The organism is Nostoc sp. UHCC 0252, assembly GCF_034931145.1.
Taxonomy (GTDB): domain Bacteria; phylum Cyanobacteriota; class Cyanobacteriia; order Cyanobacteriales; family Nostocaceae; genus Nostoc.
Genome location: NZ_JAYGHE010000049.1, coordinates 17,229 through 40,273, shown reverse-complemented (window position 1 = coordinate 40,273; position 23,045 = coordinate 17,229). Strand labels below are relative to the sequence as shown.

The following is a 23,045-nucleotide window of genomic DNA, read 5'->3' as shown; positions in this document are numbered from 1 at the left end:
GACCTACTTAATTAATAAAAATCCATTAAGCCACACTAATCCATATTTAGGTTAAGGCCAGTAGTACTTTCACTTTGGAAAATATCAACTTTCCTCGCTTGTAAAGCCAATAAACCCTGACAAAGCTATTAATATTACCTAAGAATCAATCCGTAAAATTTGATACCTATAGCAAACATACGTATCAAACAGTGCCCCGACGAAACTACAGGTCAAGCTAATGACAAATAATCCATGTAGGGGAGTTCCACTGCCAAAAATGGTGAGAAAATGCATAATTTGAGTAGCGATCGCTTCGCTTAACTCTTGTAAGCCGGGAAAAGAGCCGATGATGGATAAAAAGAGCATTCCACCGCCAACGAGGAAGATGGGAGCGACAAAACTAAAAACGATTGTAAGTAGTAAAGAGCGGAGAAAGTTAACGAAAATAGTCATTTAGGACAAACTCCGTGAGTAGAGATGACGCTAGCGAGATAGCGGTTTGTCATTTTCTACAATACGTGCGATCGCTCCTAAGTAGACAATCTGTCAAAAATCTTAAGTTTTCATTAAAAGAAGCGGTTACTAGTTACAGCACGTGCTGGGGCTTTCCAGAATTACTTAAATCTGTCAAACCCTTGCACGATAAGCTTTTGTTCAAGATTAGCATCTATTCATTGGTTTGCAGCACGTTTAATAATAGCTTTTTTTTCTGAGAGCATCTTTAATCTAAGTTAATATTCAGCCCTCTTTACATTCAGGGGCATAAGAGAAATGAGTTATAAATCCCATTCCCAATTCCCAATTCCCAATTCCCCATTCCCCATCCCATTGACTTCCGCTATTCTTAAGGCAGTTACCGAGTTAGCTACAGAACATTGAACCAGACTACATCCAAATCCAGTTTAGGAGAATGGAGCCAGCGATTGCTGGCAGCGATTTTTCTGGGTGGGCAAGTCCTAGTTCACCTATTGAAAGGCAGAATACACCGACGCAACACTTTAGAACAAATGGCAGCAGTTGGGCCAGATTCTTTATTTATTGCCCTATTGACGGCTATTTTCGTCGGCGCGGTGTTTACCATTCAAGTGGCGCGGGAGTTTATCAACTTTGGCGCAGGAAACATTATCGGCGGGGTGCTTTCTGTAGCGTTGACACGAGAACTCTCTCCTGTGTTGACAGCAGTGGTTTTGGCGGGGCGAGTCGGTTCTGCATTTGCAGCCGAAATTGGCACTATGCGAGTCACAGAACAAATCGATGCCATGTTGATGTTAAAAACAGATCCTATCGATTACCTAGTTATTCCCCGCGTTATTGCTTGCTGTTTAATGTTACCGATTTTAACCCTCCTATCTTTGGTGACAGGAATGTTCGGAGGATTCTTAGTTGCGACAAATATCTACAACCTATCTGATACGGTATTTCTAGACTCAGCCCGCAACTTTCTTGGTATCTGGGATATTTTTAGCGCCATGATTAAGGCGTGTTGCTTTGGCATTTTAATCGCCATAGTAGGTTGCAGTTGGGGGTTAACAACAACAGGAGGAGCCAAAGGTGTAGGACAGTCAACTACAACTGCTGTTGTGACTGCCTTACTGATTATATTTGTGATCAACTTTTTTCTTTCTTGGTTAATGTTTCAGGGGCTTGGCAGTGCATTCTTGAGTGGCTGATAAAAATTAAGATTTAGGAGTTAAGAGTTATGAGTTAAAATTCCGAATTCCTCACTACTAGTTCGTGACTCCTAAAATAGGAGATATGCCTACTAATAAATAAAGCAGGATTTAAGACTGTGACCAGTTCATTTGCTCCTAACTCCACATCAACTGTGGAACTCAAGCCTAGTTACAATATACCTATAGTGTTGGTGATTGCCGCTATTCCATTACTGTTAGTACAACCGTGGATAGGCTCTGTTTTCACACTGTTTGGTTTGTTTCTCATGTTTCAGGCGTTAACGCTGCGGTTGCAATTTACCGTCACCGACTTAGATATTTACAGAGGCGAAAAGTTGATTCGGCGCTTTCCCTACCAGGAATGGCAAAACTGGCGAATCTTCTGGAATGGAGTCCCCATCCTGTTTTACTTTAAAGAAATTAAAAGCATTCACTTTTTGCCGATTTTATTTGATCCCAACGCCTTGAAAACTTGCTTAGAACAACGTTGTCCGCGTATTTAGTGCTGATACCGATTACAGAACTTGGGGCAAAATCCCCAAGTCTTACCAAGCTTGATTTTGTGCAGCTTCACAAAGAATTAGGATCAGTGCCATCTGTGCTGAGTCGTTTTGATCTAAACTCATAACTCAGCACTCATTACTCACGACTTTTATGGCAGTTCGATTGTAATATTTCTGAAAGTTATTTATTCGCGTCATAGGAATTACACTATTGTTTATGAACCCAGAGGCATCTCAAACCCCAGAACCAATTGATGAGCGGTTGGCAGAAAAACAAGAAGAAAATAATGCGGTTGAATATCCAGTCAATCCATCTGTTGAGTCAGTGGGAGAAACGGGAGGCGTTAGCTCATCAGAAGACTACGCAACTTTTGAGCCACTCATCTCCAATGCAGAAGTGGTAGATACTACAGTAGAGCTAACAAAAAATTCAAATGGCGAGTTGATAGCGCAGTCGGAACCGGAAAATACCGCACTGGGGTCAGAAATCGGATCATCATTATATGCAGAAGCAGAGCAGCGAGTGGCAGAATTGCAGAGTACTGAAGCGGCTCTCAAGGAAGAAATAGCCAAGCTGCAAGCTTCTTACAAAACTCTTCAAACACAAGTTAGCGAAACCCAAACCTCACTAGGACGACTTGTGCAAGAGTCTTTGGTGCAGTTGGAACAACGCAAACAAACCCTGCAAATTTCTGTAGAACAACTAGAACGCCGCCAAGAACGTATTCGCAATGAGATGCGAACCACTTTTGCTGGTACATCCCAAGATTTGGCAATTCGGGTGCAGGGTTTTAAAGACTATCTCACAGGTAGCTTACAGGATTTGGCTGTTGCAGCTGAACAGTTGCAACTAACACCAACTGTAGTAGAACGCGAAAAACCATCTGTGAAAGAGGTTAAACCAGTTGAACCCCAATCTGGAATACCACAATTTGCCCAGCAACAGTTTCAAGACACTACAAAGCAAATTCGCCGCCTAATCGACCAATACCGTAATAAACCAGATTATTACGGCCCAGCCTGGCAACTTCGTCGTACTTTTGAACCAATCCATGCAGAACGAGTCTCCAACTGGTTTTTTACCCAAGGGGGACGGGGTGGTTTACGGACAATGGGTAGCCGCTTACAGAATATTCTGATTGCCTCAGCTGCAATTTCGATATTACACAAGCTGTATGGCGATCGCGTCCGTACTCTAGTTTTAGCTAATACACCGGAGCGATTAGGCGAATGGCGGCGTGGCTTGCAAGACTGTCTAGGAATAGGTCGCCCAGATTTCGGCCCAGACCGGGGTGTGGTATTATTTGAGGCATCTGATGCTCTGGCTCAAAAAGCAGACCGATTGACAAAAGCCAATCAACTGCCCTTAATTATCATTGACGATTCAGAGGAGCAAATCAGTTTGTCACTACTGCAATTTCCTCTGTGGTTAGCCTTTGCTCCTGACCCCAAAACCGTGAGAAACTATGATGATGATTTTTAATTAGTTATTGGGAATTGGGAATTGGTCAAGAGATATTACTCTTGACTTTTTTGAATTTTGAATTTTGAATTTTATTATGACTATTTGGTTAAGCGGATGTGCAGCAATTGTGGTCATAGCCTACCTGCTGGGTTCTTTTCCCACTGGCTACATTGCTGTGAAGCAGTTAAAAGGTATTGATATTCGGGAAGTTGGTTCAGGTTCTACTGGCGCAACTAATGTACTCAGAACCTTGGGGAAAGGGCCAGGAGCATTCGTTTTAGTACTTGATGCTTTAAAAGGAGTATTAGCGATCGCTCTAGTTTACTGGTTATTCAATTTCGCTTCTAGTCAAAATTTTATCCCCCCAAGTGTAGACGCGCAGATGTGGCAACCGTGGCTTATAACTTTAGTTGGGTTAGCTGCCATTCTGGGACATAGTAAATCGATTTTTTTGGGCTTTAGCGGTGGTAAATCTGTTGCTATCAGCTTGGGGATTTTATTGGCCATGAGTTGGCAGGTAGGTTTAGCAACAGCCGGTGTGTTTGCCGTCGTCGTAGCGATATCGCGGATTGTCTCTTTGAGTTCAATTACAGGTGCGATCGCAGTTCCCATTTTCATGGTAATTTTGCATCAACCGTTACCCTATATTCTGTTTGGTATTGCGGGTGGGCTATATGTGATTTTGCGCCATCGCACTAATATTGAACGATTGCTTGCTGGTACTGAGCCAAAGATTGGACAAAATGTAGCGACACCAGAAGAAACTGCATGATTGACTAACTGCAAACGGATAAAGATTTTTTAGTACCTACCTACCTCGCCCTGAGCAAGCCGTTAGGTAGACGTGATATCTCTTAAACTAATGACTAATGACCAATGACTAATGACTAACTTTGCCTTTAATTAAACGGTGGAAAAGGCGGCAAGGCCACAAAAAAGCTCCACAAATACTTACTGAGGCAATGGCGGCCACAACTCGCCAAGTCGAACTAGACTCAGTGGCAGACTCTGAAGAGTGATCTTGTGTGCTTTTAGCTAATTCTGGCACTGAATGAGATAGCTGACTGGCTGTAGTTACCCCTTCAATCGCTGCTCCAATGAGATAAGCTACTAGGGCAATTACTAGCCAGTGATTCATAATATTCAACTGTTTGAACTCTGAGCGTATGCTTGGCAGTGAGCAATCTATTCTTCGTCTTAATGATTGCCGCCTTGCCCGAAGGATAACCGACCTTCAGCCGTATCACGAATGAGAGGCAGTTTAGATTTAATGTAAGTATTGAGGCTGCTATCTGCCTGGGCATCAATTACCTGCTTCGCTTTTACCTGCTGGAGGAGCAATTGTACTAAAGCAGCATCGTCAAAATGCAGCAGGGTGTTGACTTGGGTAGACTCGATTACAGCCCAAAGCTGTTGCATCATTTTTGCTGTTACCATGAGCCTGTAACCTCTTAAGCTTTTCTTTATATTTACACAGATTTGGAATTTATGGTTGGTTTTTATCTGAAGAATTATAAAGATGGCGGCTGCAAAGGTCTGAGTAAGGCGATATGGCTGGGTTATGACGTTTTCAAAAGCTGGAAGGAAACTTGCGTCGTCTTCGCTGTCTTCGGGTGCTTTCGTTATATTATTAACGTTGTATTATACAAGGGGCTTCTTTACCAGCAGGATCGGGAAAAATAGCTAAAGTGTGATAATCAGGGCTACCTGTTCCATATAGGACTCGAAAAGTATACAACTTGTTTTTACCTTGCCCTTCGGTAACAACTGTTAAAAGTGTATTGCTAGTGGTAGGAAGTCCAGGAATATTCAGTTTTTTTATTCGTCTGAGTTGAATGACATTGGCAGCTGAATTTTTGCAATCTTCTGTATTAGTATTAGGTGTCGCACCAAACTGCATACATACTGGGCCATCAAAATCCATAATTACCTGTGATGGATCGTTTAACCAAACTTTTTTAATTACTTCTCCAGCCTGGATAAAGCTTAAGTTTGTTCCTTGTTGATACGACACATCAATAGTAGGTATTACTCCCCCTAAACCTTGTGCTTGGCAGGAAAACATGGAACGCAGAACAGCATTATTAGCTACAGCGCGGCCTACCACCAATAACATAGCAACCGAGAAAATTAAGGAAGCTATAGGTAGGAAATAAGAATTGTTTAGGGTATTTCCTGACAATTTAGTATTCTTTTTCATGGTTGCAAATGGGGAAAATGGTAGACAAAACAAAGATAAGTAGTTAAACATAATTAATTACACAATGTCATTGCGAATGTAGCGAAGCGAAATGAAGCAATCCCAGCCCTTGCGATTGCTTCGCTTCGCTCGCAATGACTGTAATTAATTTTGTGTGGTTACTTATATGAGAAAGATAGAAAACTAAGTACCTGGGTGGAAAAATTTATACTATGTCATTGCAAAGGGAGCAACCCGAAGTGTTCGCAGAGCGTTCCCGTTCCCGTTGGCGCAGCCTCTCGTAGAGAAGGGTAGCAATCGCAAGGGTTTCGATTTTTTACATAGTTTAGATTTATTTGAGCCAACCTACTTAATTTCCAATTACCATTACCCAATCAAAAATCAAAAATCTAAAATTGGTATCAGTTTTAGCTCTTAAAACTGCATTACTTGATTAACGTATATTTCAATATTTGTACCTGCTGGCAAAAACCAGACATTGCTTGGTTGAGACATTTGGGCGATCGCTTGTTGATTACGTTGTGAAATTTGGGGTACTACAGAATTTAGACCACCTTCCACAACGCCAGCCGCAAGGTTGCGTCTATTCCTAGTAACAGTAGTAAGAGTTGTAGTGGTGCCATTTGAATTACCGTCTTGGTCGGTAGTCTGTGTGGTAATTGGTTGGAGTTCAGTATCACTACGATTTATTAACTCTGCTGCTTTACTAATACCTCCCAAAACAAATAATCCTACATCCATTGATGCTATAGATGAACTTTTACCAGGAAATTTATTTGCTATCAAAGGTTTCCCTTGGGTACCACGAATAATAATTGCATTTTTGGGTAAGCTCTGTTCTGTAAGGTTGCCATTATTTTGCGAGATAAGTTTGACCACGTTCATCTGCAAAAGACCTTGTTCGGAAAGGGAACGAACCTCAGTTAAGAATTCGGTGTTGGCTGGTACAGCAATCTTACCATCCGTAGATTTTAGCGGTTCTTTCAACCGGATCACAAATACGTTTTTCGCTTCGTCTGTTTCATCATTCTTTCCTCTAGTCGTTTCCCCAAATACTGCTGTTGCCAACACAGCTTTGGCGCTAGTCCCTACTGCTACAGATTTTTGCCCCTGCTGTTGCACTTGACTAACCGCAGGAGCAGGAGTTGCCGGTTGTGGGCTTTGTTGTTGTTGCACCTGGGTATCCTTTGGAGGTGCATAAGTAGCAGATGCCACATTACTAGGTTGAGCGGTGACATTGACTTGACCGTAACTACCTAATTTCGCTAACCTTGCCCATTCTTCAAGTGGAGATGGTGGAGATGGTGGAGATGGTGGAGTTACATTAACCACTGGTTGAATGTCTGGCTTTACAACTGGTAGCTGGGGTATCGGCAAAGGTTGAGAAACAGGTACTTTAACGATGCGCTCGACTGTGACTGTCCGAGGTACGTAAGCTGTTGGTGGGGGTGTTGGTATCACTCTTGGTCTACCTCTGGAAGAAACTAATGGTTCTGCTTGTACGGCTACTGTAGGCGTTGATTTTGCTATTCTGAGCTTTTGTTGGGCGGCTTTGACTGACTCTGCTTGTTCAGTTAAGGCCAACTTCGTTTTAAGGGTATCTACTTCGCTTGCTAGCTGTTGAGAGATAGATTCATCGGTGGGCTGCTCCCGCGCTGGTGGAGAAACAATAGTTCTGGGTTTTTGACTGCTAGTGTTCATCAGTTGGGACAAAAACACACCAGCCACCAAAACTATAGCCAAGGTAGTAGCCCCCACCAAGGCCAATTTTGCAAAGGGATTAGATGATAGGGGTTCTTTAGTCTGAACTTCTTGCGGTTGAGATTGTGGTTCAGAAAGTGATGGTTGTGGTGTTGCAGAGTCTTCTGATGGTTGGGTATCGGGAAAAAAGGATTCTTCTTCAAAGCCCACCAACCTTGCCATCCGTGATTCCCAATCAAAAGATTCTGCGGATTCTAGTTTGCTATCGTCGGTAGTTAGAGTAAATAGATTTTGTGGAGGAGTTTCTGCGGGGACTGAATATCTAGTCATGGTAGAGCTTGGTTTGGATTACCAGAACAATTTTTATCTTGGATTTCACATACATTATAAATTTCTAATCTGGCTTCACCGAGGCGGTAAGCTGCGAAATACGATGGAAGTGCTGCATTCGGGAGTGAAGTTGCTGGTTCATCTATAGCTCTGACTAGAATTTGTTTATTAAAGGAAACTGATTTTCCCAACTTATCATACCCGCTAAAAATTAGTTGATTGGCCAGTATCTCCACTTTCCACTTTCCATCGCCTATTTTGGTAGGTTGGGAAACTTTTTGTATGACTAATACATTCTCGTTTCCTCTAGTAACATTTTCAAATTGGCTATCTGGATCTAAATTAGTAATTTCTGACTTAAGTTTTTGTTTAAAATCATCGGCTACCAGTTGGGAGCTAACTTCCCAGACTTGAGTTGGTGGCTGCTGTTGTGACCAAGTAAGCATTAGGCTCATAGCTTCACCTACAAAGCGCTGAATAGTCTCTGGTTGTCGCTCTAAATTTTGTTGAGGGTCTACCGTGATCACGCGACCGTCAACAAGTTGTACTAAACTTCGAGGTGTAAGTTTCTGACCTAGCTGTTGTAACATAGACCCGTTAAACATTAGTAATAGCAAGCTAAACAGATGTAACCCAAATGTTCCTACTGCCAAGACTGGTAAAGGGTTATTTTTCTTATGTTCTGGTTTAAGTAACTGCATGAATAATTTATTTGTTATATAAAATTTGGCTCTCAATAAAATTATTATTTTATTATCTTATAAAGCTACCACCACCTCTACTTCCGCATTCTTTTAAGTTTTCTTCATTCAAATTATTGTAGTCATCTAGCAAACATAAATTACGAATTTCATAAATTTCTAATTTATCAGCCCTAGTACTATAAATTGCTTTTTGTAAAGCGGTGCTATTGCCGACTTGGGGGTTAGCAAAATAATCTGTGGCACGAACAAGCAAATCTTTATTAAAAGGAGTTATGAGTCTCGTATCACCAATTCGTTTTTTTTGAATTAAGTCGGCTACCATACCCACTCGCCATTTACCTGGGGCAATTTGTTTTGGTGGATAAATTCGCTTTATAACTAATTGTGATGTCATAGCAAGGGTTGGATTTTCAGAAAAAACTTCTGGCGGTGTCATTTCTGCAACTGTGCCTAAGAAACCTTTGCGAAAGTCTTCTGATAAAGCAAAACTAGCTATCCAACTGCTGGTACTAATTTTTTGGCTACTGCCTTGAGGTGTTCTAATCGAAATTCCTAAATCTGTTTTTGGGTTGGCAACTTCTTCGATACTTTGTGCTGGCAAGGTTCCAGACCAACTAAACATTGATATCATCGTTTTGCTGATGAATCGGCGAATTGCTTCTGGTTCTCTTTCTAAATCATTAATATCAGCTACTGCTTTACCATCTATTAATTGTACAAAGTTGGGAGCTTTTCTTAGGCTGAGTTGACGAATATTTATGCCTTGAAGTATGAAGAAAAGTAAAACTAATATATGTAAACCAAAGGTAGCGATCGCAAAAACTGTCAAAACACTTCCCGTTTTTTGTCTTTTTTCTAGTAAACGCACCATTTACTCATTTCCTCCTCCAAAAAACTTCAGCTATTATATATGATGATTTGAATTATCTTATATCCTTTCCTTAACTAGAGAAGCCGTATTGCTGATAGCACTGAAAACAGCAAAACCGCCAGCAGCAGCCACAAGTATCGATAAAACTGGTGCTAAAATTCCCAGAAAAATTATGAACCACATTAAGTCTGGATCAACATTAACATCTTGACCTGGCCCATTGACAATAACTGCGGCAGTTAGCACAGCAATAATATTGAATGAAATCTTAGCGATTCCCATAGATAAAAATCCAGTCAGCCATGCAAAAATCGGTTTCCCAGCTACAGGTAGTAAAGAACCACCTACAGCTATTGGCCCTAAAGCTGCTATCAGCAACATAGTAGCTTCTATCAAGTTTTGAAAGGCATATTGCAAGGAAACTAAAAAGTTTTTGATGCTCGTTTGGACTGTAGAACCTAACAAGGAATTAAAAGACGCTTCTGATACAATGCCAGTGCCATATCTAATATTATCTACCTTATTTTGCATTCTATTTATCCAGCTTCTATTTCCATAAGTATCTCTATATTTCTGCCAGAGAATATTGACTTTTTCAGCAGCATTGACAAAGCATTGACTTTGTTGTTCGCCAGTTAGTGATTGACAAGGACGTAGCAAAGAACCAGCTATGTCTTCAGCAATACTCATATTCAGTGCTTGCTGATACACTTTGTCTGCATCTGCGGATACCACTACTTGCTGATTCACAGTGTTTAAAAAATTTCTTACTCCCAGTGTCAGATTAGAAAGGATACTTCCATTACCTGAATTACTTAATAGGATTACCACTAGAAAAGGCCAAATCAAAGCTGATATTGGACGGCTATATTCGTAGGATATTAAATCTTTCAGAAATTGTAGCATAAAAAATAACAACGTTCCGACTGCAAAAAAAATACCCAGGTTTGTTATAGCTCCATACAAGTTATTACTAGTATTATTTTGTAATAAATCTAGCCATTGTTGATCCCAACCTACAGCAATGCTTTGGGAAGTTGCGACACCATTATCGAGAACTTCATCAATGCCTACTTGGGCAAAAATTAGTTGAATAGCAAGTTGCATTTTGATTTATTGAATGGTTTTTAATTTTTTGCGATCGCAGAGTAACAACATTGTTGATATGAGGCGTTTCTTAAAGGAATTAAATTCACTTTGTTTTTAACCGCCGATTTAACTTTATGCTGCATCTCAACGAAATAAGAATGCTTTTATCATGAAATCTTACTGATTAACTTCTCTTCCAAATAAATCTAGTTGAGAAGTAGCTCGTAAAAGTCTTGCCGCCTCTGTAGATGTCTCTACTCTCCGAGCGCGATTTGCTTCTTCTGTTTGTTGAGAAATGGTTGCTAAGTTTAAGTTTGAATATTGCAAAGACTGCTCTAATTGCGTAGATTTTGCGTAAGATTCGCCAACAATTTTTATCTGCTCTTTTTGGATTTTAAGTGTTTCTTGGTTAGCAGTTAGCAATGCACCTAAACCCTGAGTAAGTAATTTTTCTGCGTTACTTATAACAGGGTTTGTTTGGTTGATGATACTTGAAATTTTACTAATATATTCGTCAACCTTAGTATCTAAATCACTATTATTGTTGACATTTGTAACCTGCTCAATAGCTTGTTGAATATTTTCTAACTTTGCTTTTGACCGAATTTGTCCATTTTCACCGAGAACACCTTCTGCTGCTCCACGGGTAATTACACGATTGAATTCATTACCAATTAAATTTCCACGCACGACGGAATTATTTTCAAACTTATCCGATCTTGAGTAGATAATAAAATCATCACGAACTTGTTTTCCCGCAGCAACAGGGTTAGGTATATTCAATTCTCCCCTGGCATTAATCAGAGCATTTTGACTTTGTGATTCTACAGTGTTGCTCAGATTAGATTGAAGGTAGTTTTGCAAATCTGTGGAATATGATTGAAAATCAGTCCAAACCTGGCCTAATCCGCCCGTCTGAACTTGTGCGATCGCTGGTATGATTGTCAGGGATAGCAATGTAAGAGTGAAAATGGTAGTTTTTCGCATATATCTATGCCTAAAAAGGTAGATGAGATTAAGTAGTAAATCAAAAGTTTGGTCTTTGAAGTCTTTTAAATCACTTTATAGAATCAGATTAACTACTACGTAAAGTAGCCACTAACTGACGGGCAAATGCAGAAATCGCCTCATACTTATCAGGATGAGATTGCATCATTTTGCTACGTGCAGTTTGTTCAGATGGGTTATTCGCAACTGCTGCCAATTGTTCGTAACCTGGATAATAACGGCAGAATGTATAAATCCCGTTATCATCTAGCAGCCATTGGCTATAAACGCCTTCTTTGCGCGGAAAAAAGCTTTCTGAGGCATTGCGAGAAATAATATTGCGGGGATATTTTAAGATATCTGCAAAACTATCTACTGCAACTGGCTGAATGCGTCCAATCAATCGGGTTGTCAAGTTTTGCAAAATTTTAGATGCAGCTTTAGATTTGGCAATGGTATCAGGATCTTGTCCTGATAAGATAACTCTGATACCGGCTTTAGCGCCGTTGGCACAAATTCTGCCAACTAAATCAGAGATTTGCTCAAATTCAAATAAGATTGGTGCTTCGTCAATGAAGAATATAGAGGCTGGACTACCTAATGCGCGGCGTAGTGCGGCTGAATAGGCACTCAAAGATAATACGGCTGCATCTTCACTATCTGATAAGTTCCTGAGAGCAAAAACTAAAAGTTGTGCATCGGTAGGAAAGCTAGATGGTGCAGAAATAGCTTGCCCTACGCGGCTAGAAAGCCAAAACCTTAAGCGCAACTGAATTTGACTCAGAGCATCTTCTACTCTGCCAGTTAAAGAACTTAGCTGCAAGTGTTCTGGTGAACAGAAATAGAGAAAATCTTTTAAAGTAGGGGTTTTTTGCCAAGCCAGAGTGCCAAATCCTCCCGCCATCGCCTGCCGATATCGCTCTCTGATGCCCTCATCTCTAAAGAAGGCTTCTAAAGCTAGGTTGAGCAGCGATCGCACGGTTTGCGATAAAATTTGACTTTCAGTTGATGATCCTAAAACCATTGTCATTAAGGCTGATTCTAGGAAGGCGGTATAATCGTTGAAGCGATCGCGCTGTTGTTCTGGTTCTAGCGATCGTAAATCTGGTTGTTCAAATAAGTTATTCGATTGTTTGGAAATATCAAAATAAGCTCCATTCCCCTCCATAAACTCTGTATAGTCTGTGAAAGTCGATGTCCCATCAGGTTTAGGGAAATCTAACGCCACTACAGGAATGCCATGCGCCAAAGCCTGAGTTAAAATCCCTGATACCAGCACCGATTTACCAGCACGAGTTGTCGCAAATAAGGCTAAATTTTTGTGTTGATTAAACAAATCTAAATGTATCGGTGTTCCGCCTTCTTCGGCAATCAATTCAAAGCCTTGTTTATCACCTTTTTTAGTTAAAACTAAAGGCATTAATCCGGGAACTTCACTTGTTAAATATAGCTGGCGACGGTTAAAGGGAGTTGCTAATAAACCTTCCCAAACTATCGGTAGAGTTTGCAGCCAAATTTTCCAAGCATACTCAACTTCTCTAATTACCCTGGCTGGACGTTGAAAACAGTTTTCGATGTATCTTGTTGCCTCATCCAACTTTTCTACAGTTGGACGATGCACCAAAATTGCGATACTAGTATAAATCGGGACTGCACCTTCATATAATTGCTCTTGTGCTGCTACCGATTTCTTCAACTTTAATTGGGCGTTGACATCAATTGTTTTGCTTTTTTCTTGAGCCAAGATTGTCGTCATGTTTGACTGCTTCAGCACTCGTTGCAAAGTAGTTTTTACTAATGCTGGATTTGCAGCAGTCAATTCGCAAAAAATTTCTGTATCTACTACTGTTTCTCTCGCTAATAGTTCCCATAAATAGCGTAGTTGAGTAGATTTATTTGGCCAGCCTCCGGGTTTTTCCAGAAATGACATTACGCCAATATAACGATTGTTAACATTAACCCAACGGCGATCGGCACAAGGTACGCTAGACTCCATCAGCAAAGTTGTGCCGTGGATATTGTCTATCAGCAATTTACTACTAGCTAAATCTGAATTAACTTCCTCGTGCAATCCTTGTTCATCTAAAGTCATTAACTGGGGAATCTCTATTGGCTGCGTATCATTAAACCTTTTCCAGATGCCTTCCCAGAGTTCCACAGCTGTCAAAGGTTTTACATCCAACCCCATTTGGTTAGATAATATTTGTTCCCATCGCAGAAAACCCTGCTTGTAAGCATTGCCGATTAGGGTTTCGATGCGCTGATTTTCTACCTCTGAGAGTTCATTTTTGAATTTCAACCACCATGATTCGGCTTTGACTAAAAGCTTCTCTATCCAATCATCTGCATGTTGCGAGTTAGATTCAATGGTGTAAGTTACATAAATCCGTAAAAATTTTGGTTTGCGAATACCAGAAATAGTCAGTTCTTTAACTCTGGCTCTTTCTGCCATCAACAAATATTTGATATCTCGTGATGGCGCATTTCTGATGAGCGATGATAATTCTTTTTGGCGCTCTTTGTCCGAACTAAAAGATCCTAAATGCAGTGTCATTCTTTCACCGCTAGGAATATCTTTTAATCCAGCTTCAATGTTATTAAAAAGTGTATCGATTTGTTCGGGTCTTAAAGTGGTATGAATTCCCTTACAGTCAAAACCAAAAACAAAGCAAAACCGATCTCTTTGAGTACCTTTTGTCAAAAGATACGCGCCAACATCGCGTCCATTCATGGCGACACGTAACATTGTTGCCAAGTGTAAGGCATCTTCAAATGGTGTTAATCTACTTTCGTTTCCGGCGATGCCGACGCTTTGTTTTCCGATTTTTTGCTTCATGGTTAACTTCCAATAAGCTTTGATAACGAGCAAAGCCTCTTGTCCAAGCGGGAACGCCAATAAATTTACTTAAAAAACTCCAACTCCTACCACCAGTTAAAATCCACCAAGTTCCGATTCCCCAACCAGTCATTAATATTGTCCACAACCACTTTTGAAACTCTTCTTGGAAAAGACCACCAAAAATTCCATTGATGATAAAGTAGGAGGCTAAGGCGATTACCGTCCAAGGAAGAATTTGATCGGCAGGGATTGGCCCTAGAGAAGGTTGGCTTCCTAGAACCTGATTTACTGGACGAAATTCTTGTTCCCGCTCTTGAGACATTTGAAATATCTGATTTATTTACTGCTGCTGTGGGCCAATTACAAAGCGTGTGAGTACATCAGCAATAGTAACAGCAACAACGACTAATAGGGGAGTTCTGGCAATGCTTTGCCAATCTTCATCTTTACGCACTGCGTTAATCACACCAACAAGAGAGATTGCAATATAGAGTAAGTAAATCGCCCGCAACACATTAAATATCAAACTTATTGCTGTCTCGCTACCACCACCAGTTGTTGCTGCACCACCTAAGTTTCTTTTGAAAAACCTTTCAGCTTCCCCAAAAAACTGTGCTTGTGCGGGGGTTGCAAAATAGTCTAACCAATATAAACTCAGGATAACGGCTGCTGCTAAAATTTGTAATATTATTAGCGATCGCCTGGGTAAATGCAACTGTTGCCCAATTTGCTGGGTAATGACTGCGATTAAACTACCAACTAGTAAACAAAAAAGCAGGATAGGACTTTTTAGGCTGATAACGCTTACAAGTACAGCACAAGCAATCAAAAAAGGTATAGATTCAACTAAAATAAATAAGCTAGATTTAAGCCCCAGTCTTAACTTATGAGATCCTTTGACAGCGCTACCAGTTAAAGCTTTGAAAAAGTTTCTCTTGTGAGAACTTTGTCTAAACATTTGCTAATTTTCCTATGATGTACTTGAGTGTTGCTTGTCTAAAATTTTACAACAATCAAATCAATTTAACATGAATTAACATTTCTTTTTAATCAAATCTCTTTCTGAGCTAAGAATTAAAGTCTTAAATTATATATATAACTATAATTAAGTTAACAAAATATTAATATTTCTTTAAAAACCACTATATGTACTTTGATAAACCAGGTTTTGACTCTCAAAGTAGAACTCCTACAGCCTTGAGACAGATTTTGCTTCAACTAGAGTTTGGGAAATTTAGTGGAAATAGCAGATTATTTTTGGGACTATATTTTAGTTCTGTTTTTCAGTTGCCAAAAACTATATTATACAAGTAAAACTTGCCAGAACTAGTAATATTTAATACACGCGTCTTATTTAGATATCTATATCTAATCATGCCATATTTTAAGTTATCTGAACGCTACAAGTTCGTAAGTATTTTCCCTCTTCTCTTAACTCTTATGGTAAAAATTGAAACTAGCGAGCCAAATATTTAGTTAGTTAAAAGTCACAATTGAATATCGCCTTAGTATTGTTGCTAGTCTAATATCTATCGGTCAGAATAGTTGAAAAAAGTTCGAGCGCCAAGTATGTTATAATTAAACAGTTGAGAAATATTTTCGGTTATGTAACTGACTATATAGACACCTCTCCGAATCTAAATCTCTACAAACTTTGATTCTGGAGGTGTTTTGTATCGATTTATATTGCCAATACATCCTTTACGGATAAGAGTCTTTCACTATTGCAAAAATTGAAACTTTTAGTGAGCAGAACTGTATTGCAATACCTTGGCTAAAATTGATACCTCTTAACTATCAAAAAATGTGCTAGAAATGACGGACAAGTTTAGTGTGTCACAAACCCAGACAATATACGGTTAGTAGTTTAATTTATGCCAACGGATATAATTACCCGTCCTGAGTCGCTTACAGAAGATTGTTTCTTTACTTACGCCCTTGGGACTGATTTGCATGATACTAATTCCACAGCCAAGTATTTACGCAGAATCAGAAAAGAAGATAAACCGTATATCGACATAGCTGTTTCTCCTAGACCTGGCTATCGGTTTGAGGTTTGCCTTATCCCTGTTGAAGGGTTTGCTCAGGAAACAATTTTGACAAAAGACGGGTTCGCCAAAGCTTTAGCGATTATTTGTGCTGTAGCTAACAAAGCTAGAAAGCGATTCCCTTCAGGAAATGGACAAGAGATTGTCCGGTGTCAATTTAGCAACTTAGCCGATGCAGTCGCTGTAGCGAACAGATTGTCTGCATTACCTTCTGATATGTATGAAACTATCGCCAAGCTACCAACTGCTTTGTGAGATTGCGTCTGCTTGAAGGTTTATGATTAAGACTGACGCAAAGACATTTTAATGGTAAGTAAGTAAACGGACAAGGGAATAAAAAACTCAATAGTTAATATTTCATCTGTTCAGAAAAGTCTTGGATAACAAGCTTTTTCACCTAAAATGTACAATTTTTTATTTTTGTACAGTGTCCCATAATTCAAAGTGAGTTTTTTTTATGCCTACAAGTCCTTTGCGTGAAGAACCTCGTAATCAACGAGCGCCTGTAATTCGTACAAGTAATGAATTTATTCTTTTGGAATGGCTAAAGTCAACCGGTCGTCTAATCGAGCGTGAACATCAAGAATCTGAGTATTTAACTGAAGTAGAAGAAATTTCAGAAATGATCGACCTTGACGATATTCCTTATGATCATGACGATGATGATGGTGAGATGGAGATAGAGGCGTAATTCGTAATTCGTAATAGAGCCTCCGGCACGCTACGCGGTTTTCATGCCCAAAGGGCTGTACGTAATTCGTAATTACCCCAAGCGTTTCATTAATGCCGAAAGGCTAAGAAGAATCCCGGCTTTTTTTAGAGAAGTCGGGAATTTTAGTATCAAAATGCGAGTGGGTTTAATTTTTGGATTTGAGTAATAAATAAAATAATTGTCCATTGCTGACCGTGACACCGGCGCGATCGCCTGCTATTTTCCCAGTACCTAAAAAATAATCTACCCTACCTGCACCTTTAATTGCACCGCCGGCATCTTGGTCAAGGACATAACGGCTAATAATCTGCTCCTCCATTCCGGTAGGATTAGCAAAGGGAATAGAAGCGCGAATCAACGCTAAAGCACCAGGAGGCATGAGAGATTTATCTGTAGCGATAGAACGCTCTGCTGTGAGTGGTACATTGATAGAACCTTGGGCTGGTTGACCGTAGTTTTCTTGAAAAAAAACAAAACTGCGATCGCGCGGAATATAAATATCTAATTCTTGGGGATGCTTTTGAAAATAATCGAGAATAGTTGGCATAGTTACACCTTCTTGCGGTAATTTGCCATCATCTATTAATTCTCGCCCAATACTTTTGTAGTTATAAGCGATATTACCCGCATAGCCGATTGTTGTCTGAGTTCCATCGGGAAGCTGAAGTTTTGCTGAACCTTGAATTTGAGCTAAATATGGTTCGAGGCGATCGCGGAACCAAAACAATTCTAATCCTCGTAATTTACCTTTTGCGCCTTGTAAACCATCTGCTCCTTCTAACTCTTCGCGGGTAGGATGAGGCTTAGGCCAGGATTTTAAATCAGGAGGTAATCGATAAACAGGATAACGATATTCTGCTGTCGGGACGCGGCTGGCTGCGTAAAGTGGTTCATAATAGGCGGTGAATAATACAGAACCTTTGGTGTTGTTACCGACTGACTGATAAAGAACAAATTCTCGCTCAATGGCTTGATGTAATTCTGTTGCAGAATTAGTTTTTAGTAAGAGTTCGCGGAATCTTGTCAAGCTTTTGAAGACGCGATCGCGTGTAATCCCAGCCACCGGATAGTTTTGATAAGCAGCCGCAGCATTAGCCGTTCGCAGATATTGGAGACTCCGAGCGATCGCACTCACTAACGCCTTTTTATCCGATATTTCTCCATAGAGAACTTCATCCAAACAAGAGGTATCACCTTGACAACAAGTGATTGGTAATCTCTCAATTAATGGTACTTTTTGCTTTTGTGGAAGTGCATTTTGATTTTCACCAGTCAATGAGACTGGTATATCCCACTTTTTCACACGGCATTCTAGCGGACTGAGTTCCTGATCCGCTAAAGATTGCATCCGCACCAAGAAAATTGACAAAACTACAGGTAAGCTGATGGCGACAAATTTACTCAACTTCCCTAACTCAGCAAGTGTATTTTTCATCAAAATTCAAAATCTTTGATCTTATCCCACTTCGATCAAATTCAAAAACCAAATAATTTATTTCCCAATCCCCAATTCCCAATCCCTTATTCATTCATATTCCGATAAGTGGCAACTGCCGAAGGCGATATCCGATTCAAATATCGGAATATCCAATATTTAAATATAGTATCTAAAATCACTGGAAATGTAGCAATAAATAAGAAGATAAAATCTCGATTTGCTGGTAATCCCCAATGACGTGATACACCTTCTAAAAGAACTTCCCAACCATGTGGAGAGTGAAATCCTACAAATATATCAGTAAACAAAATGATAATAAATGCCTTAGCGCTATCACTAAGCCCATAGACAATATGATCAAAGAAATCTTTGATTACAGCAATGGAAGACTTGCTGACAAGCAAAAGCCAGATAAAAGCAACCACTGAAAAGACATCTGCAAAAACATTTTTGATAGCATTAGAACTTTCTCGGCGAAATTCTTCAGCTATCTCTACAGCCTTATTTCTCATCTCAATTTCTATTTGCTCAGGGGACAGCGCTGGAGCATTTCTAATTAGATTTTGAAATTTGAGCCTTTCTTCATATCTTTGCAAGTTTACAAGTGCTTCCTCTTCCATTTCTGAGTTGAGGAATATCTGTATTCTTTCATCACTTCTAAAATGATCAACAGATGGGCCGACTACAAAAGCTTTTGCTATTTGATGCGTCAGTAGTGGTACAATAATTAATAGTAAAATAAACCTAATAGATATTATTGTTCTTCTTTGAGTTTGACGAAAATTCTGAATTACTTCTTTTTCAGCATTAGGGTCTAATTCAACTTGCAGACGACTAATAGTACTTAAAATAGAGCGAGGTAAAACCCCTGTCGTATCAGCTTTTAGCTTAGATTTTGGTTTTATATCCGAGTCTTGAGTTGGTAACTTGGGTGGCAAGGTTGGAGTATTAACGCTGAGTGAATTGTTATCAGATATTACAGAGCTAACGGGTATTTGAGGTTTGACGACTAAAGCTTTAGAAGTTATTTGATTGTCACTTGTTGTGTATTTGGATATAACTTGATCGATAAAGTTTAGCTTTTCCAAAACTAAAGAAGGACTGGGATGCTCTATACCTGCTTTCTGGGCAGCTTGTTGATCTTCTTCATCTAAAAACCAACGGCTTGCTCTAAACTCTGTAAGCCGCATTTTGGCAGTTTTTAATAGCTTCTTTAAGTCTGACTGAAAATAATCCATGACACTGTTACTGTACATGGTTGAGTTAATGTCTATTTTATTACCATTAAAATGCTTATTTTCTATTTCCTGAATCTTTAATGCTGCATCGTAAGCTTGATCTAAAGAACGTTCAGGAGTCTGTAAGTACCATCGATAAGTATCAAGTAAAAACGAATAGATTTTTTGACCAAAAACAGAGTTTTTCATTGGAAACAATCATCCAGAATTGTTTGGTGATTCTTAACCTTAAGTTAACGCACGAGGTATACTAGCAAATCTACAAGGAGAAAGTTTGTGGTTTCTCATTCGGTTTGGATTGTTGGCACTAGTCGCAGTGGTAAGACGGCTCGTTTGGTAGAGCAATTTTGTAGTTGGGTGCAACCTGAGAAGCAGTATAGTGAATCATTTTATACTAAAAGCCAAGCACGTAAAAAAGGCGGTCGCATACCCGAATTTTTATATCTTAAACAAACAGAGCCAGGAGTTTTAGTCTTAGCTGCCAATGATGATAATCGTCGAGAACTAGGAGATATAATTGTTACATCAACATTAGGGAAATATCCGGTGCGTGCCAAGACACCACTAGGTTTTTTCCAGGATGAAGTTATTTTATTTTGGCCACTGTTAATTAACTCATTGAACCTAGAGGCCCAGTTTCCGGTAAGATTGCGACCAGAAACAGAACAAGAATTAGCAACCAAACTCTGGCGTTCCCAATTAGACGAAGAAATTTTACGAATTGCGGGAATGAATGAGTCTCGCTTGGTGCGTCGCATTTTAGACTTGTTGCAATTAGCTGCTTACAGTGGTGTACATTGCGAAGATATTGCCCAGATTTTGACAAGGGGACTGGGGGAAAATTCTACAACTTTAGAGCCGGAATTTTTGGCATCTTTGCTCAGTGATTGGCGTAACTGGTGTTTAGAAAGGGGGTTACTAACTTATGGCATTATTACCGAACTCTATAGTCAATATTTATTAAGCGATCGCAACTACCAACAGCACTTAACTAAACGCTATCAGGCGGTATTGGCGGATGATGTTGACGATTATCCTAGCGTAGCGCGTCTTTTGTTTGAATTGCTATTAGATCAAGGGGCAATTGGGGCCTTTAGCTACAATCCCGATGGTGCAGTGCGATTGGGATTGGGAGCAGATCCGACTTATTTAGAAGGGTTAGCAAAGCGTTGTCGGGTAGAAATCTTGACTGGGCCGCCTCCAGAGTCTCTTGGAGAGCAAGCTAAACAGATGGTGGAATTAGTCACAGAACCAATGGTGCTGGTAAGTTTACCTGAAATTGTGCATTCCATTCAAACCACCTCTCGCGCTCAATTATTGCGCCAAACAGCCGAGGTAATTGCTAATGCCATCCAATCACAGCAAGTACAAGCAGAAGAAGTGGCGATTATTGCACCAGGTTTAGATGCGATCGCTCGTTATACTCTAGTAGAAATCCTCATCAAGCAAAACATCCAAGTAGAATCGCTCAATGACCAACGTCCCTTAATTAGTTCACCCGTCATTCGCGCCTTACTCACCATGCTGGCGCTAGTTTATCCCGGCTTGGGACGACTCGTAGACCGGGATGCCGTCGCAGAAATGCTGGTTGTATTAAGTAGGAAACAACAACCACCAGAAAACCCCACACTCCTAACTTCTAACTCCTCACTCAGCACTCACAACTCAGCACTCAGCACTCAAATTGATCCGGTACGCGCTGGTTTGATTGCAGATTACTGCTTTGTACCCCATCCCGATCGCCCCAACTTGCTACCAGTGTCAGCCTTCGAGCGTTGGGATAGAATCGGCTATGCGGCTACTACAGCTTATAATGAGATACTGGAGTGGTTAGAACAGCAGCGATCGCAACAAGAACTGCGGTTAATTCCCAGTCCCATTTCCTTGTTAGACAGAGCGATTCAACGTTTTTTGTGGAATGGTAGCAATCTCCCCTACGAACAACTAGCAGCATTGCGGGAATTATTAGAAACCGCCCAACATTACTGGGAAATTGACACCAGATTACGACAAATTGCCCCAGTTGAGACAACGCCTCATACAACTATTATCGAATTCATTCAATTGCTGCGACGTGGTACAATCACCGCCAACCCTTACCCCGTGCGTCCCATAGGTGGGGCGAGAAAGGCCGTCACCTTAGCAACTATATTTCAATATCGGTCTAGTAGGCGATCGCACCGTTGGCATTTTTGGCTGGATGCTGGTTCACCTCTTTGGGCCAAAGGTGGCGCGGCGACGTTATTCGGTGCGCCGTTTTTTCTGCAAGATAGGTTAGGCGAACCTTGGACAGCAGAAGACGAGAAATTGGCAGAAGAACAAAGACTGCAAAGGATTTTGACAGATTTATTGTCTCGTGTATCCGAGAGAGTTTATTTGTGTCACAGCGATTTAGCAGTGAATGGACAAGAACAAATAGGGCCGCTGTTACCTTTGGTGAATGCTTGTGTAACGGTTATTTCTGAAGCTAATACTAAGTAAAAAGTTGTTTGAAAAATTACTCACCGGGCGACTGGAAGTCGCGGCTACACAGTCAAAACCCACCTCCGTGGGTTAAAACCATTGATTTTCTTTTAGACTTAGTTTGTGTAGTAGCGTTCGCCCTTGGCGTGCCAGAGGCTCTATTCTATTCGCCTAAAACTTTTCTCAGATTCCCAATTTTTTTAACAAGTCGGGTATTTTTTTGTAATAGATTTGTTTGTATTTAGTAGTAATTGCCCCCTTTTTAAGATTGAACTTTAAAGTTGATCTTTGCAAATTTCGGGATTGTGGTTGAGTTGGAACAGGAAAACGAGGAGGAACTCGATCGCGCCTTAAGAGCAAAGGAATACTGAGAAGTCCCAAAACAATTACTACTCCGGTCATTATCCAAACCATTAACCTATTTGGTTTATAATCTGCTCGTTCAATTTGCCAGAAAACTTGGTTGTATCGCCATGCGGCTAACGCAACAGCCAAAATCCCAAAAACTACCAAAGCAAGACCTAAATTTTCCGAGTTGGATAATGGATTGACCGGAGTTTCTTGTTGAGTAATAGCAATATTCAGCTGTTGCAGAAATATACCAAATCGCGCGATCGCAAAACCAAAACCAATCAATGAAATAGAAGTGCGTAGCCAAGCTAGAAAAGTACGTTCGTTCGCTTGATGTTCCCTTTGACGGTCAATTTTTGGTATTTTATCCATGAGTACTTCTGGCAACTATTTGCTCTTAAAAAATAATGATGAATAGCGTGAACTACCGCCACAAGGACAAGATAGTACA

General features: G+C 40.2%; 21 protein-coding genes and 1 pseudogene. 7 read left to right on the top strand and 15 right to left on the bottom strand.

Features of this window, described 5'->3' with window-relative positions:
• Window positions 1-138: 138 nt before the first annotated feature.
• Window positions 139-435, bottom strand: coding sequence for a hypothetical protein (locus VB732_RS23630; RefSeq protein ID WP_323233335.1), 297 nt, complete (start codon window positions 433-435; stop codon window positions 139-141).
• Window positions 436-857: 422 nt separating this feature from the next.
• Here VB732_RS23630 and VB732_RS23625 point away from each other — a divergent pair, with 422 nt between their 5' ends.
• The 4 genes from VB732_RS23625 to plsY all read left to right on the top strand — a co-directional run bounded on the left by VB732_RS23625 (window position 858) and on the right by plsY (window position 4,395).
• Entirely contained in the window at window positions 858-1,652 is a 795-nt protein-coding gene (locus VB732_RS23625; protein WP_323233334.1) for an MlaE family lipid ABC transporter permease subunit, read from the top strand.
• Window positions 1,653-1,771: 119 nt separating this feature from the next.
• Window positions 1,772-2,158, top strand: coding sequence for a DUF3119 family protein (locus tag VB732_RS23620; RefSeq protein WP_323233333.1), 387 nt, complete (start codon window positions 1,772-1,774; stop codon window positions 2,156-2,158).
• Between the two features lie 217 nt (window positions 2,159-2,375).
• Entirely contained in the window at window positions 2,376-3,641 is a 1,266-nt protein-coding gene (locus VB732_RS23615) for a DUF3086 domain-containing protein (RefSeq protein WP_323233332.1), read from the top strand.
• 76 nt (window positions 3,642-3,717) lie between these two features.
• Window positions 3,718-4,395 carry a glycerol-3-phosphate 1-O-acyltransferase PlsY gene (gene plsY / locus VB732_RS23610; RefSeq protein ID WP_323233331.1) on the top strand — a complete coding sequence of 226 codons (678 nt, stop codon included), beginning with the start codon at window positions 3,718-3,720 and terminating at the stop codon, window positions 4,393-4,395.
• A 108-nt stretch (window positions 4,396-4,503) separates the two neighbouring features.
• Here plsY and VB732_RS23605 read toward each other — a convergent pair whose 3' ends face one another.
• The 11 genes from VB732_RS23605 to VB732_RS23555 form a co-directional block, all read right to left on the bottom strand.
• Window positions 4,504-4,761, bottom strand: coding sequence for a hypothetical protein (locus VB732_RS23605; protein WP_323233330.1), 258 nt, complete (start codon window positions 4,759-4,761; stop codon window positions 4,504-4,506).
• 59 nt (window positions 4,762-4,820) lie between these two features.
• Window positions 4,821-5,060 (bottom strand): hypothetical protein, encoded by a 240-nt coding sequence (locus VB732_RS23600; protein WP_323233329.1) that lies wholly within the window; start codon window positions 5,058-5,060, stop codon window positions 4,821-4,823.
• A 193-nt stretch (window positions 5,061-5,253) separates the two neighbouring features.
• Entirely contained in the window at window positions 5,254-5,823 is a 570-nt protein-coding gene (locus tag VB732_RS23595; RefSeq protein WP_323233328.1) for a hypothetical protein, read from the bottom strand.
• A gap of 414 nt (window positions 5,824-6,237) precedes the next feature.
• A complete protein-coding gene (locus VB732_RS23590; RefSeq protein ID WP_323233327.1) occupies window positions 6,238-7,854 on the bottom strand; it encodes a hypothetical protein in 1,617 nt (538 codons plus the stop codon).
• The gene (locus tag VB732_RS23585) at window positions 7,851-8,555 is read right to left on the bottom strand and encodes a hypothetical protein (protein WP_323233326.1); all 705 of its coding nucleotides are present in this window, start codon (window positions 8,553-8,555) and stop codon (window positions 7,851-7,853) included. The genes VB732_RS23590 and VB732_RS23585 overlap by 4 nt, the downstream gene beginning before the upstream one ends.
• A 52-nt stretch (window positions 8,556-8,607) precedes the next feature.
• Entirely contained in the window at window positions 8,608-9,429 is an 822-nt protein-coding gene (locus tag VB732_RS23580) for a hypothetical protein (RefSeq protein ID WP_323233325.1), read from the bottom strand.
• 57 nt (window positions 9,430-9,486) lie between these two features.
• Window positions 9,487-10,536 (bottom strand): hypothetical protein, encoded by a 1,050-nt coding sequence (locus tag VB732_RS23575; RefSeq protein ID WP_323233324.1) that lies wholly within the window; start codon window positions 10,534-10,536, stop codon window positions 9,487-9,489.
• Window positions 10,537-10,695: 159 nt separating this feature from the next.
• A complete protein-coding gene (locus tag VB732_RS23570) occupies window positions 10,696-11,505 on the bottom strand; it encodes a hypothetical protein (protein WP_323233323.1) in 810 nt (269 codons plus the stop codon).
• Between the two features lie 88 nt (window positions 11,506-11,593).
• On the bottom strand, window positions 11,594-14,341 hold the full coding sequence (locus tag VB732_RS23565; RefSeq protein ID WP_323233322.1) for a hypothetical protein: 2,748 nt from the start codon (window positions 14,339-14,341) through the stop codon (window positions 11,594-11,596).
• Entirely contained in the window at window positions 14,289-14,666 is a 378-nt protein-coding gene (locus VB732_RS23560; protein ID WP_323233321.1) for a hypothetical protein, read from the bottom strand. The genes VB732_RS23565 and VB732_RS23560 overlap by 53 nt, the downstream gene beginning before the upstream one ends.
• Before the next feature lie 18 nt (window positions 14,667-14,684).
• Window positions 14,685-15,302, bottom strand: a complete 618-nt coding sequence (locus VB732_RS23555; RefSeq protein ID WP_323233320.1) for a hypothetical protein — start codon at window positions 15,300-15,302, stop codon at window positions 14,685-14,687.
• 916 nt (window positions 15,303-16,218) lie between these two features.
• Between VB732_RS23555 and VB732_RS23550 the strand changes: the two genes are divergently transcribed.
• Both VB732_RS23550 and VB732_RS23545 read left to right on the top strand, forming a co-directional pair.
• Window positions 16,219-16,647, top strand: coding sequence for a hypothetical protein (locus VB732_RS23550; RefSeq protein ID WP_323233319.1), 429 nt, complete (start codon window positions 16,219-16,221; stop codon window positions 16,645-16,647).
• A gap of 202 nt (window positions 16,648-16,849) precedes the next feature.
• A complete protein-coding gene (locus VB732_RS23545; protein ID WP_323233318.1) occupies window positions 16,850-17,083 on the top strand; it encodes a DUF3134 domain-containing protein in 234 nt (77 codons plus the stop codon).
• A gap of 166 nt (window positions 17,084-17,249) precedes the next feature.
• On the opposite strand, the gene VB732_RS23540 is transcribed toward VB732_RS23545, so the two are convergent.
• A complete protein-coding gene (locus VB732_RS23540; protein WP_323233317.1) occupies window positions 17,250-18,539 on the bottom strand; it encodes a murein transglycosylase A in 1,290 nt (429 codons plus the stop codon).
• A gap of 86 nt (window positions 18,540-18,625) precedes the next feature.
• Window positions 18,626-19,969 carry a proton extrusion protein PcxA gene (locus VB732_RS23535; protein ID WP_416235771.1) on the bottom strand — a complete coding sequence of 448 codons (1,344 nt, stop codon included), beginning with the start codon at window positions 19,967-19,969 and terminating at the stop codon, window positions 18,626-18,628.
• Between the two features lie 87 nt (window positions 19,970-20,056).
• On the opposite strand from VB732_RS23535, the gene VB732_RS23530 reads away from it, so the two are divergent.
• Entirely contained in the window at window positions 20,057-22,261 is a 2,205-nt protein-coding gene (locus VB732_RS23530; RefSeq protein WP_323233315.1) for a recombinase family protein, read from the top strand.
• A 270-nt stretch (window positions 22,262-22,531) separates the two neighbouring features.
• Here VB732_RS23530 and VB732_RS23525 read toward each other — a convergent pair.
• Window positions 22,532-22,966 (bottom strand): annotated as a pseudogene (locus tag VB732_RS23525) (YidH family protein); the annotation flags it as partial.
• Window positions 22,967-23,045: the final 79 nt, after the last annotated feature.

What these genes read in the sequence shown, in the direction of transcription:
- VB732_RS23630 (WP_323233335.1), bottom strand. Translation starts at nt 435, where the DNA reads ATGACTATTTTCGTTAACTTTCTCCGCTCTTTACTACTTACAATCGTT.
- VB732_RS23615 (WP_323233332.1), top strand. Translation starts at nt 2,376, where the DNA reads ATGAACCCAGAGGCATCTCAAACCCCAGAACCAATTGATGAGCGGTTG.
- plsY (WP_323233331.1), top strand. Translation starts at nt 3,718, where the DNA reads ATGACTATTTGGTTAAGCGGATGTGCAGCAATTGTGGTCATAGCCTAC.
- VB732_RS23605 (WP_323233330.1), bottom strand. Translation starts at nt 4,761, where the DNA reads ATGAATCACTGGCTAGTAATTGCCCTAGTAGCTTATCTCATTGGAGCA.
- VB732_RS23600 (WP_323233329.1), bottom strand. Translation starts at nt 5,060, where the DNA reads ATGGTAACAGCAAAAATGATGCAACAGCTTTGGGCTGTAATCGAGTCT.
- VB732_RS23595 (WP_323233328.1), bottom strand. Translation starts at nt 5,823, where the DNA reads ATGAAAAAGAATACTAAATTGTCAGGAAATACCCTAAACAATTCTTAT.
- VB732_RS23590 (WP_323233327.1), bottom strand. Translation starts at nt 7,854, where the DNA reads ATGACTAGATATTCAGTCCCCGCAGAAACTCCTCCACAAAATCTATTT.
- VB732_RS23585 (WP_323233326.1), bottom strand. Translation starts at nt 8,555, where the DNA reads ATGCAGTTACTTAAACCAGAACATAAGAAAAATAACCCTTTACCAGTC.
- VB732_RS23580 (WP_323233325.1), bottom strand. Translation starts at nt 9,429, where the DNA reads ATGGTGCGTTTACTAGAAAAAAGACAAAAAACGGGAAGTGTTTTGACA.
- VB732_RS23575 (WP_323233324.1), bottom strand. Translation starts at nt 10,536, where the DNA reads ATGCAACTTGCTATTCAACTAATTTTTGCCCAAGTAGGCATTGATGAA.
- VB732_RS23570 (WP_323233323.1), bottom strand. Translation starts at nt 11,505, where the DNA reads ATGCGAAAAACTACCATTTTCACTCTTACATTGCTATCCCTGACAATC.
- VB732_RS23565 (WP_323233322.1), bottom strand. Translation starts at nt 14,341, where the DNA reads ATGAAGCAAAAAATCGGAAAACAAAGCGTCGGCATCGCCGGAAACGAA.
- VB732_RS23560 (WP_323233321.1), bottom strand. Translation starts at nt 14,666, where the DNA reads ATGTCTCAAGAGCGGGAACAAGAATTTCGTCCAGTAAATCAGGTTCTA.
- VB732_RS23555 (WP_323233320.1), bottom strand. Translation starts at nt 15,302, where the DNA reads ATGTTTAGACAAAGTTCTCACAAGAGAAACTTTTTCAAAGCTTTAACT.
- VB732_RS23550 (WP_323233319.1), top strand. Translation starts at nt 16,219, where the DNA reads ATGCCAACGGATATAATTACCCGTCCTGAGTCGCTTACAGAAGATTGT.
- VB732_RS23545 (WP_323233318.1), top strand. Translation starts at nt 16,850, where the DNA reads ATGCCTACAAGTCCTTTGCGTGAAGAACCTCGTAATCAACGAGCGCCT.
- VB732_RS23540 (WP_323233317.1), bottom strand. Translation starts at nt 18,539, where the DNA reads ATGAAAAATACACTTGCTGAGTTAGGGAAGTTGAGTAAATTTGTCGCC.
- VB732_RS23535 (WP_416235771.1), bottom strand. Translation starts at nt 19,969, where the DNA reads ATGAAAAACTCTGTTTTTGGTCAAAAAATCTATTCGTTTTTACTTGAT.